The organism is Caenimonas soli, assembly GCF_013155545.1.
Classification (GTDB): Bacteria; Pseudomonadota; Gammaproteobacteria; order Burkholderiales; family Burkholderiaceae_C; genus Ramlibacter; species Ramlibacter soli.
Genome location: NZ_JABJVV010000013.1, coordinates 17,984 through 30,460, shown reverse-complemented (window position 1 = coordinate 30,460; position 12,477 = coordinate 17,984). Strand labels below are relative to the sequence as shown.

At 65.8% G+C, this 12,477-nt stretch carries 12 protein-coding genes; all 12 read left to right on the top strand.

The window, feature by feature from the left end:
* The first annotated feature begins 24 nt into the window (after positions 1-24).
* Positions 25-465: a DUF2840 domain-containing protein gene (locus HNE04_RS19370; protein WP_235965191.1), complete on the top strand. Its 441-nt coding sequence runs from the start codon at positions 25-27 to the stop codon at positions 463-465.
* Positions 462-974: a conjugative transfer signal peptidase TraF gene (gene traF, locus HNE04_RS19365; RefSeq protein ID WP_172222798.1), complete on the top strand. Its 513-nt coding sequence runs from the start codon at positions 462-464 to the stop codon at positions 972-974. The genes HNE04_RS19370 and traF overlap by 4 nt, the downstream gene beginning before the upstream one ends.
* A gap of 307 nt (positions 975-1,281) precedes the next feature.
* Positions 1,282-3,237: a relaxase/mobilization nuclease and DUF3363 domain-containing protein gene (locus HNE04_RS19360; RefSeq protein WP_172222795.1), complete on the top strand. Its 1,956-nt coding sequence runs from the start codon at positions 1,282-1,284 to the stop codon at positions 3,235-3,237.
* 267 nt (positions 3,238-3,504) lie between these two features.
* On the top strand, positions 3,505-5,535 hold the full coding sequence (locus HNE04_RS19355; RefSeq protein ID WP_172222793.1) for a conjugal transfer protein TraG: 2,031 nt from the start codon (positions 3,505-3,507) through the stop codon (positions 5,533-5,535).
* On the top strand, positions 5,532-6,008 hold the full coding sequence (locus HNE04_RS19350; RefSeq protein ID WP_172222790.1) for a ribbon-helix-helix protein, CopG family: 477 nt from the start codon (positions 5,532-5,534) through the stop codon (positions 6,006-6,008). The genes HNE04_RS19355 and HNE04_RS19350 overlap by 4 nt, the downstream gene beginning before the upstream one ends.
* Entirely contained in the window at positions 6,005-7,063 is a 1,059-nt protein-coding gene (trbB, locus tag HNE04_RS19345) for a P-type conjugative transfer ATPase TrbB (protein ID WP_172222787.1), read from the top strand. The genes HNE04_RS19350 and trbB overlap by 4 nt, the downstream gene beginning before the upstream one ends.
* Positions 7,060-7,392: a TrbC/VirB2 family protein gene (locus tag HNE04_RS19340; RefSeq protein WP_172222785.1), complete on the top strand. Its 333-nt coding sequence runs from the start codon at positions 7,060-7,062 to the stop codon at positions 7,390-7,392. Before trbB ends, HNE04_RS19340 begins: the two co-directional genes overlap by 4 nt.
* Before the next feature lie 11 nt (positions 7,393-7,403).
* Positions 7,404-7,664 carry a VirB3 family type IV secretion system protein gene (locus tag HNE04_RS19335; protein ID WP_172223126.1) on the top strand — a complete coding sequence of 87 codons (261 nt, stop codon included), beginning with the start codon at positions 7,404-7,406 and terminating at the stop codon, positions 7,662-7,664.
* Between the two features lie 3 nt (positions 7,665-7,667).
* Positions 7,668-10,115, top strand: a complete 2,448-nt coding sequence (gene trbE, locus HNE04_RS19330; RefSeq protein ID WP_172222782.1) for a conjugal transfer protein TrbE — start codon at positions 7,668-7,670, stop codon at positions 10,113-10,115.
* Positions 10,112-10,816 carry a P-type conjugative transfer protein TrbJ gene (gene trbJ, locus HNE04_RS19325; RefSeq protein ID WP_172222779.1) on the top strand — a complete coding sequence of 235 codons (705 nt, stop codon included), beginning with the start codon at positions 10,112-10,114 and terminating at the stop codon, positions 10,814-10,816. Before trbE ends, trbJ begins: the two co-directional genes overlap by 4 nt.
* Positions 10,813-11,097, top strand: a complete 285-nt coding sequence (locus tag HNE04_RS19320; protein WP_172222777.1) for a hypothetical protein — start codon at positions 10,813-10,815, stop codon at positions 11,095-11,097. The genes trbJ and HNE04_RS19320 overlap by 4 nt, the downstream gene beginning before the upstream one ends.
* Positions 11,094-12,476, top strand: coding sequence for a P-type conjugative transfer protein TrbL (gene trbL, locus HNE04_RS19315; RefSeq protein WP_172222774.1), 1,383 nt, complete (start codon positions 11,094-11,096; stop codon positions 12,474-12,476). Before HNE04_RS19320 ends, trbL begins: the two co-directional genes overlap by 4 nt.
* The last annotated feature ends 1 nt before the right edge of the window (position 12,477 follow it).

Here is a 12,477-nt window from a genome sequence, read left to right as displayed (position 1 = left end):
CCGATTGGAAGCCTTACACGCGTCATGCTGGCGTTCGTGCCCGAAAGCGTGAACAACCGCTTGCGTTTCGCAAAGCCCACGTACGAGCTCGTGCTGGATCGCTGGCGCAGCTCCGCGCACTTTCTGCCGGACGCGATTTTCTGCCGCGTGTGTTGGTTGGCCAACGATTACGGCACGACGGTCTGGAACCTCTCCGTGCTGCAGGCCGGCCGACCGAGCCAGCCATTGCAGCGCATGGCCGGCGTGCTGCCGGGCGCGAAGCGCCTGCTGCACGTGTCGGGCGAACTCAAGGTGCAGCGCGTCCTGCACATAATCGACCGCATCGAGGTCCTGGGCATCGCTCCCACGGAGGTCTCGCCCGCGTATTGGCAGCTGCTGCACGGCCGCCTCGCGGCGCGCGAACCGCTGCCGGAATACACGCTCGAAAGGCATTCCGCGCACCTTGCGGGCGAGGTGTTTCGTTGAACAAGGTCTTGCTTGTGCTATGCACAGTTGCGGGTGTCGCGGCCGCCGCGACACCCGCACTCTTTCGGCCTGATGTACGCCTCGTCTACAACGCCAGCAGCAGCGCGCCGCTGGGTTGGTACCACGTACAGCCCGCCACGCCGGCGAAGGTGGGCAATTACGTCTTGGCGACATTGCCGCCGGATGCTGCCGTACTCGCAACTCGACGCGGTTACCTGCCCGCTGGCTTGCCGATATTGAAGCAGGTGTCGGCTGTTCCCGGCCAGCATGTCTGCGTCAAGGGAGATGCGTTGCTGATCGATGGAGCGGCTGCCGGTCGCATCCTGCGCAGCGATCGGCAAGGCCGTCCGCTGCCGGTATGGCGGCAATGCCGAAAGCTGGAGAGCGGCGAGCTCTTCCTGCTCAGCACTACCAATCCCGCGTCTTTCGATAGCCGGTATTTTGGGCCGCTACCGGCTTCGGCGGTGCGCGGCCAAGCGGTGCCACTTTGGAAATGGAGCGCGCCATGAAGCTGTCGCGGCCTTGCTCGCTCGCCTGCAGTTTTGCTGCACTGCCGGCGCACGCCGGTGTGCGCCCCTCGTGCAGACCGTCGCCGCCTGAACGTCGACGCCGGTCGTGCCAGGGGCCGGAGAAGACGGAGGGCAAGATAGAAGGGGACGGCACCGTGCGGCCTTCCGGACCTTTTCTGCACAAGGGCGGGAGCGGCACGCGCCGCCGCATACGGTGTGCAGCATGGAAGCGGGTTTCCGCGCCAATGCTCGCAAAGCCGCGTGCCGTGTGCGCTCAGGCACTTCCGGATGGGATGGAGCTGTCGGCATGAGCGCGCGCGACGAAAGGGAGTTCAAGGTCAAACCAGGTGCGCCACGCAGTGGGGACCGGCGCTTCCTTACCCGTGTCTTGACGGAAATCAGCAAGGCGGGCGGCAAGGTATGGAAGCCGACGCGCTCTCTCGCTGCCCGCACCGGCGCTAGGCTCGGGCGCGGCCAAGTTGCCGCCGGGATCGCAGGCCGCTCGCTGGGCGTGCGCTCGCGACGGGTAGTCATCAAAACTCGCCTGTTTGTGCTCAAACAGGCGGGCGCGCGCTCGATCCGCACGCACCTGCGCTACATCGAACGCGACGGAGTAAGCCGCGACGGGGAGCGCGGCCAGGGATACGGTCCCGCGACCGACAAGACCGATCTCGCCGCCTTCGAAGAGCAGAGCCAGGGTGATCGGCATCAGTTCCGCTTCATCGTGTCGCCCGAAGATACGAACGTGCTGGAGGAGTTGCGGCCCTTCACCCGGGAACTCATGTCGCGGATGGAAGCCGACCTCGGCACCCGCCTTGACTGGGTGGCGGTGGACCACTGGGACACCGACAACCCGCACACCCACGTCGTGCTGCGCGGCAAGGACCAGACGGGCAACGACCTCGTCATTGCCCGCGACTACATAGCGCATGGCATGCGCCGGCGCGCCTGCGAGCTGGCCACCGAGTGGCTGGGTCCACGCACGGAACACGAGATCCGGCAAGGCCTCACCCGCGAGGTTGATCAGGAGCGCTGGACCAGTCTGGATCGGGCGCTTCAATCTGCACTCGACAACGGCAGCGTCAATCTCGATCGGGATTCGCAGGACGCCACCGCACGGCAGCGCCGAACGTTGCTCGTCGGGCGCCTGCAACGCCTGCAATCCATGGGACTGGCACGGCAGGTGGCGCCGGGCCGCTGGACGCTGAGCGCGGTCCACGAGGGCGCCCTGCGGGCCATGGGCGAGCGCGGCGACATCGTTCGGAACATGCAGCGGGCTCTGCGAGGCGAATCACGCGAGCTGGCGATCCCCAACGGCATAGCCGATGCGGCTGCTGTCGTTGGGCGCATTGCCGGAAAGGGGCTCGTGGACGAACTGAATGAGCGCGGCTACCTGGTGGTGGATGGAATCGACGGCCGCGCGCACTACTTGCGCCTGCCGGTCGCCGCAGATCTGGAGAGCTTTCCGACGGGTGCCATCGTCCAGGTTCGCGGCGGGGGCGATGCTCGAAAGACGGACCACACCATCGCGGGTCTGGCCCGGGACGGGTTGTACCGAACCGACGTTCATGTGGCGCACCTCCAGGCTGCCTTGCCCGCGCGCGATGCGGCCCGAGACGTGGAATTCCACGTGCGCCGGCTCGAAGCCTTGCGTCGATCAGGAGTCGTCGAACGCGTGGCGGACGGGTTGTGGCGCGTACCCGCCAACCTTGCAGAGAGAGGTCGCCAGTACGACAGCGAACGCGGAGGCGGCTTCCTCGTGGAGTTGCGCTCCCATCTGCCGATCGAGCGCCAAGCACGCGTCACCGGCGCGACTTGGCTGGACCAGCAGTTGCTGGACGGAGAGAGAGTCGTCGCCAATCGTGGCTTCGGGGCCGAGTTGAAGAGCGCGCTCAAGGAACGAGTGGATTTTCTGGTGTCACAAGGGCTGGCGGAACGGCGAAGCCAGCGTGTGGTGCTCGCCCAAGATCTCTTGGCCACTCTGCGCAGCCGGGATATCGAGATGGCGGGGCAAACACTACAGAAAGAGACCGGTCTTGCGCATCGGCCACTCGCGGATGGCGAGCGCGTAACCGGCGTCTATCGCCGCGCAGTGCTGCTCGCCAGCGGCAACTTCGCAATGCTTGAGGATGGCATGGGCTTCAGCCTCGTGCCCTGGCGGCCGGTGATCGAATCACGGCTCGGGCAAACCCTGACTGCTGTCTTACGCGGAGCTGGTGCTTCATGGGAGTTGGGTAGGCAGCGCGGACCGTCGGTCGTCTAGAAGAAATCACTTTTTTCTTGGTGATGAATTACCCCAGTTCATTTCGTAAAGACATGTGCCATTCGTAACGAGCATCGTGTTTAACGCTCCACTCTCACTCGCGCTGAGGCACGCCCGATCGTGCCCGTCTGTTACTGATTGCGCATTAAGACAGGGCAAGTCTTCGACCTCGCGTTTGCTGTCTTTGACCGGCCCTCTGGCAACAGAGATTCTTCGCCCGTCGCGCTCGGAAGCGCGACGCAATTCAAAAGAGTTCAGGGAAGAAAAGTGCATGTAGTCAACGCCAAGACCGTTTCCGGTTCCACTGGCATTCTTGTCGGCCAGGTCGTCACCGTCTGCGGCGTTGCGGCTTCGGGCGTCTGGCTGGCCACTCAATGGACAGCTGCCCAACTCGGCTACCAGCCACGCCTTGGAGCTGCTTGGTTCGAACTCTTCGACACGCCGATCTATCACCCGTGGCGCCTTTTCGAGTGGTGGTACTTCTTCGACGCCTATGCGCCCGACATCTTCATGAAGGGCGGCGCAATCGCGGCTTGCAGTGGACTCACCGCCGCAGCAGTGGCCATCGGGATGTCGGTGTGGCGCGCGCGGCAAACCAAACTGGTCACCACATACGGCTCAGCGCGCTGGGCATCCCAGCACGAAATCGTTCGCGCCGGCCTGACGCGCCCTGCCGGCGTATTCCTGGGGTGCGTGAGCAATGGCCGAAACAGTGAATACCTGCGCCACGACGGCCCGGAGCACGTGATGGCTTTCGCGCCTACCCGCTCCGGCAAGGGGGTCGGCCTGGTCGTGCCCACGCTGCTGTCATGGCCCGGCTCCGCAGTGATCCACGACATCAAGGGCGAGAACTGGCAACTCACGGCGGGCTGGCGCGCCCGCTTTTCCCATTGCCTGCTGTTCAATCCGACCGATTCAAGATCAGCCGCCTACAACCCGCTGCTCGAGGTCCGCCGCGGCGATCACGAGGTCCGCGACGTGCAAAACATCGCCGATATCCTGGTCGATCCGGAAGGCGCGCTTGAGCGCCGAAATCACTGGGAGAAGACCAGCCACGCACTGCTGGTGGGCGCCATCCTGCACGTGCTCTACGCCGATGCCGACAAGACCTTGCGCGGCGTCGTCAACTTCCTGTCGGACCCCGCCCGGCCGTTCGAACTGACGCTGCATCTCATGATGACGTCATGTCATCTTGCCGACCGGCCGCACCCGGTCGTAGCGTCGGCGGCGCGCGAAGTCCTCAACAAGAGCGAGAACGAGCGCTCGGGCGTTCTTTCTACCGCGATGAGCTTCCTCGGGCTCTATCGGGACCCTACGGTAGCCGCAGTGACCTCCCGCTGCGACTGGCGTATCGCCGACCTGATCGACTGTGCTTATCCAGTTTCGCTGTACTTGGTGGTGCCCCCCTCCGACATCAGCCGCACCAAGCCACTGATCCGCCTCTTGCTCAACCAGATCGGCCGGCGCCTGACCGAATCTCTCGACGGCTCGGACGGAATCGCGCGCAAACACCAGCTGCTGCTGATGCTCGACGAATTCCCCGCCCTGGGGCGGCTCGACTTCTTTGAGAGCGCGCTGGCCTTCATGGCGGGCTACGGGCTGCGGGCCTTTCTCATCGCTCAGTCGCTCAACCAGATCGACAAGGCCTACGGCCCCAATCACTCCATTCTGGACAACTGTCACGTGCGCGTCGCATTCGCGACTAACGACGAGCGCACGGCAAAGCGGATCTCCGACGCGCTGGGCACGGCGACCGAGTTGCGCGCGCAGCGCAACTATGCGGGTCATCGCCTGGCACCGTGGCTCGGCCACTTGATGGTGTCGCGCCAGGAAACCGCGCGTCCCTTGCTCACGCCCGGCGAAGTCATGCAGCTGCCGCCGGATGACGAGGTGGTGATGGTGTCTGGCCATGCGCCGATCCAGGCGCACAAGATCCGCTACTACCAGGACGCGAATTTCAAACAGCGCGTGCTCGCGCCCCCGGCGTTGACGACCGGTCCCTATGCCGACGCGCCGAGCCGGCGGTCGGATGACTGGAGCGAACTCGCAATCGTCTTGCGGCGGTCTCCGAACGAGGCTTCGGAGACCCGCGGCGAGTTCAGGGACGCCGGTGGTCTGCAACTCCAGCCAGAGCTGGCGCACGACCGCGTGCATGAGTTGCTTGAGCCTCCTGGCGATGACCTCGTCGTACTGGATGACGATGATGCGCTCTCGCCCGATCGAGAGCTGGTCCAGCGGCGCATGTCGCGCACCGCGCGCCTGGCCGCTCTCGATCCCGATGATGGGATCGCGCTATGAGCCGCACGCGGCTGAACGTCTTCCTGGAGCACGACCACGCGAAGCGGCTGGATGAACTCGCCGCCATGAAAGGCTTGTCCAAGTCTTCCATCATCGCAGCGGCGCTGTCATCCTTTCTATCGCCCGACAGCGGCGACCGGCGCGAAGCCGCGATCGCCAAGCGGCTCGATCGCTTGTCGGATCAATTCGGCAAGCTCGAACGCGACCAGAATATCCTGATCGAGACCGTGGCGCTCTACGTACGCTACTTCCTTACCGTGAGCACGCCGGTGCCGGAAGCGCACCAGGACGCCGCCCGCGCCCAGGGCCGCGCCCGTTTCGAGCAGTTCATCGCGCAACTGGGCCGACATCTCCTGAAGGGCCGCAGCCTGGTCAAGGAAGTTCACGAAGAGATCGTTCCGGACCAAAGCCAGTTTTTTGCTGCGCCCCAAAATGAACTGAACGGGAGCGGCGGCGCAGGAGAGCCGCCATGACTTCCCTGCCGGACAAAAAAGCGTCGCCGGCGGCCACTTCGCTGGACCGCCGCATCCGCATGCTGCGCACGGCCATGGGTCCGGAGATCGCGCGCGCACTCGAGGATCCCGAGGTCGTGGAGGTTCTGCTCAATCCCGATGGTTCGCTCTGGGTGGACCGGCTCGGCTCCGGCCGCGCGCCGACCGGCGTGACGATCGTGCCCGCCGATGCCGAACGCATCATCCGGCTGGTGGCAGCGCACGTACGTGCCGAGGTGCATGCCGGGATGCCGATTCTCTCGGCCGAGCTTCCGGAAACGGGCGAACGCTTCGAGGGCGTGCTGCCGCCCGTTGTGCGCGCACCGGCCTTCGCGATCCGCAAGCGCGCGATGAGTCTCATCAAGCTGGATGCCTACGTGGCCGACCGCATCATGACCGCGGAGCAGGCCGAGTTCCTGCGCCAAGCCGTGCGCGACCGGTTGAACATCATGGTGGCCGGCGGCACGAGCACCGGCAAGACGACGCTGGCCAACGCCCTGCTTTACGAAGTCGCCGCGACGCGCGATCGCGTGATCATCCTCGAAGACACCGTCGAACTGCAGTGCGTGGCCGACGATCATGTGCCGCTGCGCACGCGGCGCGGTGTCGTGTCGATGACGGAGCTGGTGCGCTCGACCCTGCGCCTCCGGCCTGACCGCGTGGTTGTGGGCGAGGTGCGCGGGCCCGAAGCACTGGACTTGCTCAAGGCCTGGGGCACCGGCCATCCAGGCGGGATCGCAACGATCCACGCGGGTTCCGCCCAGGGTGCCCTGACTCGCCTGGAGCAGCTCATTCTGGAAGTGGCAGTGTCGCCGCCGCGCGCGCTGATCGCCGAAGCGGTGAACGTGATCGTCTTCATTGCCGGACGCGGCCGCGCCCGCCGGGTGCAGGAGATCGTGCGCGTGACCGGCTTCGACGCCCAGGGTTATTACCTGTCGCCACCGCTCGTGCCGGACTTCCCTGTGCTCAACCCTTCCCTGCTGCCGGCCGAGGTGCCGGAGGCCGACCTCACTTCCAGTCCCGGAGAACCCCCATGACGACTTCACGTATTTCCGTAAACCCGCATTTGCGCGCCGCTGCGCTCGGCGCGGCGCTACTCATGCTCGCGGGCGGTGCTTACGCCGCCGGCTCCAATATGCCCTGGGAGGCACCGCTTCAGTCGATCCTGGATTCGGTCCAGGGGCCGGTGGCACGCATCGTGGCGGTGATCATCATCATCGCGACGGGGCTCGCGCTTGCCTTCGGCGATACAAGCGGCGGCTTTCGCAAGCTGGTCCAGATCGTCTTCGGCCTGTCTATCGCATTCGCCGCTTCCTCGTTCTTCCTGACGTTCTTCAGCTTCAGCGGCGGGGCGGTGGTCGGATGAACGCGCAAGCCATGCAATCCGTGGCGGGCTTCGAAGTGCCGCTGCACCGGTCGCTGACCGAGCCGATCCTACTGGGCGGCGCGCCGCGCACGGTGGCGATTTCCAACGCCACGATGGCTGCCGCCGTCGGGCTGGGCCTGCGGCTGTGGTTGCCCGGGCTCGCGTTGTGGATGGCCGGCCATGCGCTGGCCGTCTGGGGGGCGCGGATCGATCCGCAGTTCATGGAGGTGTTTGCACGACATCTGAAACACCGCGCCTTGCTGGACGCCTGAGCCATGCTGAACCTCGCTGAATTCCGCAAGCGCCCGGCCCTCCTGGCCGATTGGCTGCCCTGGGGCGGGCTCATTGCGCCCGGTGTGGTCCTGAACAAGGATGGCTCGTTTCAACGCAGCGCGCGGTTTCGTGGACCGGACCTGGACAGCTCGACCGACAGCGAGCTGGTGGCCACCTCGGCTCGCCTGAACAACGCGCTGCGCCGACTGGGGTGCGGTTGGGCCGTGTTTGTTGAAGCGCAGCGCCGTGCTGCTGCGGACTATCCGCTGTCCACGTTCCCGGATCCCCTGTCCTGGCTGATCGAAGAAGAACGGCGTGCGGCTTTCGAAGAGGCGGGCAGCCACTTCGAGAGCGCCTACATGCTCACGCTGCTGTGGCTGCCGCCCGAGGAATCGACCTCGCGCATGGCGGGCATGTTGTACGAGGGATCGGCCGTGGCGCAGGCCTCCGCGTCTGCGGCGCCCGCGCAATGGCGCGACCACCTGGCCGCTTTCCAGTCGGAAACGCAGCGCCTGTTTGACCTGCTGGACGGCGTGATGCCGGACATCGCCTGGCTGGACGACGGGCAGACGCTGACCTACCTGCACGCGACGGTGTCCACGCGTCGGCAAGCGGTCGCGGTGCCAGAGGTGCCGTTCCATCTGGACGCGTTGCTGGCCGACGAGCCGCTGACGGGCGGGCTAGCGCCGATGCTGGGCACGCAGCACCTGCGGGTGCTGACGGTGCGCGGGTTTCCGACCTCGACATGGCCGGGCCTGCTGGACGAGCTGAACCGGCTGGGCTTCGCCTACCGCTGGTGCACCCGCTTTCTCTTTTTGGACAAGAGCGCGGCTGAGCGCGAACTGGTGCGGCTGCGCCGCCAGTGGTTCGCCAAGCGTAAGAGCGTGGTGGCGCTGCTGCGCGAGACGATCTTTCAGCAGGAAAGCCCGCTGGTGGATTCGGACGCCGCCAACAAGTCGGCGGATGCCGATGCGGCCCTTCAGGAGCTGGGGACGGACCAGGTGGCCTACGGATTCCTCACGGCCACGGTGACTGTAATGGGCGTCACGGCCGCCGAAGCTGACGACAAGCTGCGCGCGGTGGAACGCACGATCCAGAGCCGCGGCTTCATCACGATGCCGGAACGCCTGAACGCGGTCGACGCCTGGCTGTCCTCGATCCCGGGACACGTCTACGCCAACGTGCGCCAGCCCATCGTCTCCACCCTCAACCTGGCGCATCTCATGCCGCTGTCGGCCGTGTGGGCGGGGCCTGAGCGCAACGACCATCTGGACGGGCCCCCGCTTGTGGTCACCCGCACCGATGGGGCGACGCCGTTCCGGCTGGTGACGCATGTGGGCGACGTCGGACATACCCTAGTGGTGGGGCCCACCGGCATGGGGAAGTCGGTGCTGCTGGCCACCCTCATGCTGCAGTTCCGCCGCTACCCAGGCGCACGCATCTTTGTCTTCGACAAGGGTCGCTCGGCGCGGGCCACGGTGCTCGGGCTGGGCGGCGAGCACTACGACCTGGGCGCGGACAGCGCGATCGCGTTTCAGCCGTTCGCGGGCATCGATGCCGAGGCTGCGCGCGCCTGGGCGGCGCAATGGGTGGCCGACATTTTGCAGCACGAGGGCGTTCAGCTGACACCTGAGGTCAAGGATTCCGTCTGGTCGGCGCTGAATAGCCTGGCCAGTGCGCCGGCGGAGCAGCGGACGCTCACGGGCTTGTCAGTGCTGTTGCAGTCAAACGCGTTACGCCAGGCGCTGCAACCCTACACGCTGGGCGGGCCCCACGGGCGTCTCCTCGACGCTGACGAGGACCGGCTGGGCGATGCCCCGGTGCAGGGTTTCGAAATGGAAGAACTGATGCACCGCAAAGCGGCGGTGCTGCCGGTGCTCAGCTACCTTTTCCACCGGCTGGATGGGCGCTTCGACGGCGCGCCGACACTTCTGATCCTCGACGAGGCCTGGGTGTTTCTGGACGACCCGGCGTTTGCGGGCCGCATCCGCGAGTGGCTCAAGACCTTGCGCAAGAAAAATGTGTCGGTGCTTTTCGCGACGCAGTCGCTGATGGATGTTCAGTCCTCGTCGGTCGCACCGGCCATCGTCGAGAGCTGCGCCAGCCGCATCTTCCTGCCAAACCCACAGGCCACCGAGCCTCAGATCCGTGCGATCTATGAAGGCTTCGGCTTGAACGCCCGGCAAATCGGCATCGTCGCGCACGCTCAGCCCAAGCGCGACTATTACTACCAGTCGCGCCTGGGCAACCGCGTCTTCGAACTCGGGCTGGGCCGGGTGGCACTCGCTTTTGCCGCAGCTGCTTCGCCCGAGGACCAGCGCGCCATGGACGTGGTGCTTGCAAAGAGCGGCCTCAGCGGCTTCGCCGCGGCGTGGCTCCGCCATCGGCGCATCGGCTGGGCCGCCGACCTGATGAACGAATTTCCCCCACCGAAGGAACAACTCCCATGAAAAAACTTCTCCTCATTTCCGCAGCGGCGCTCACTCTGATGACCGCACCGGCGCACGCCCAACTGATCGTGTTCGATCCGACCAACTACGCGCAAAACATCCTGACGGCGGCGCACACGCTGGAAACCATCAACAACCAGGTGCGCCAGCTGCAAAACGAGGCCCTCAACCTCACCAGCCTGAACTTCAGCTCGCTGGCCGAGCTGCGCGCGGCGCTAACCAGCGCCAATCAGCTGATTCAGCAGGCGCAGGGTCTCGCGTACCAGGTGTCGACCATGCAGGCCGATTTCTCGCGCCTGTATCCCCAGGCCTACACCTCTGCGATTAGCGGCAGCCAGATGGCACACGATGCGCGCCAACGCTGGGACTACTCACTCAAGGCCCTCGGTGCGGCAATGCGCGTGCAGGCGCAGGCAGTGCAGAACTTCGCCAGCGACGAGAACACGCTCACGGATCTGGTCGATCGAAGCCAGAGCGCCGTTGGGGCGCTGCAGGCGGCGCAGGCCACCAACCAGTTGCTGGCGCTGCAGTCGCGCCAGGCGATGCAGGAGCAGCAGCTGCGCATCACGCAGGACCGCGCCGTGGGTCTCGAACTCGCGCGCGTCGTGGCGGCGCAGGAGCGCGCGCGGGAAGTTCGCCGGCGCTTCCAGGGCGACGGCACCCGCTACACGCCGCAGACCGTGAAATTTTATTCGCCGTGACCAAGTTCATCGATATGCAACGTGCGCTGTCGAAGGCAGCGTGCCTGTTGATGCTGGCCGCATGCAATCCGGTCGCGCCTACAGCTGAGGCCATCGCCAGCGACCCGAATCGGATGAGAGACTTGATGCGACAGTGCAAGGTCGAGTGGGCCAAGGTGGGTGATGCCACTTGCACCGCCGCCAGCGAAGCCTGGCGTCGCCATTTCTTTGGAAAGAGCGATGCGACGAAGGTTCCGGCGTCGTCGGCGCAGCGACCACGCAGTGGGGAGGCCGTGCCATGAACGACCTGTCGGTCATCGACCGCTTTCTGAGCGTGTTCTCTCAATACATTGACTCGGGCTTCGGTCTGCTGGGTGGCGAGGTGGCGTTTCTCACGGCCACGCTGGTCGCGATCGATATGGTTCTGGCGGGCTTGTTCTGGGCCATGGGCGGCGTGAATGGCAGCGGCGAAGACGTGATCGCGAAGCTGATCAAAAAGACACTCTACGTCGGCGCCTTCGCTTTCATCATCGGCAACTTCAACGCGTTGGCCGGCATCCTGTTTCGCTCCTTTGCGGGCCTCGGACTGGTGGCCTCCGGCTCAGCGCTCACGCAGGCGCAGCTGCTGCAGCCGGGGCATATCGCGCAGGTCGGTGTCGATGCGGGACGGCCGATCATGGCGCAGATCGGGGACCTGGCCGGGTTTCCGGAAGTCTTTCTGAACATCGACAGCATCGCGGTGCTGTTCCTGGCCTGGCTGATCGTTATCGTGAGTTTCTTCGTGCTTGCGGTGCAACTGTTCGTGACACTGATCGAGTTCAAGCTCACGACCCTGGCGGGCTTCGTCCTGCTTCCGTTCGCGCTGTGGAACAAGACCGCGTTTCTGGCGGAACGCGTACTGGGCAATGTGGTGTCGTCGGGCATCAAGGTGCTGGTGCTTGCCGTGATTGTGGGGATTGGCTCCGGCCTCTTCGCGGAGTTCCAGTTGCCCCCGGGGTCGGAGCCTTCCATCGACAACGCGCTGGCGATCATGTTGGCTTCGCTCACGCTGTTCGGGCTGGGGATCTTCGGGCCGGGGATCGCCACGGGGCTCGTATCCGGCGCGCCACAACTCGGCGCCGGTGCTGCAGCGGGCGCCGCAATTGGAGTTGCAGGGCTTGCCGCGGCGGGCACCGCAGCGGTGGCTGCCAGCAGCACGGCGGTGGCTGCTGGCGCCCGGCTGCTTCCCGGCGCCGCGCAGAGTGCGACATCGGGACTAGGCAGCGCCGGACGCTCGGCAACGGGCGTTTCGGGCAGTGCGCGCGCAGCCTACGACAGCGGCGCAGCGGCCGTGCCGGAGGGCGGTCCGCGCGTCGCGGCGGCTGGCGTGGCGAGTGTCGCGCGAGCCGGTACCCAGGCGGTCGGCCGCAAGCTGGCGGAAGGCGCGCGCTCGATCCGCGACAAGGCCGCTGGCGGGATGTCACCAGGCGATTCCTCCGATAGCGACAGCAAACCTGCAGCCGCTGTTGCAACTTCAGACGGACCGGCCAGTCCCTCCGCGAATGCGCCAGACTGGGCCAAGCACCTACAGCGCCGGCAGCAGATTGCCCATGGCGCCGCCGTTGCCGCGCAAGTGCTTCGGTCCTCCGACCACGGCGGCGGCGGCGCCTCCCCCAGCTTGCGAGATGAAAGCCAAACATGAC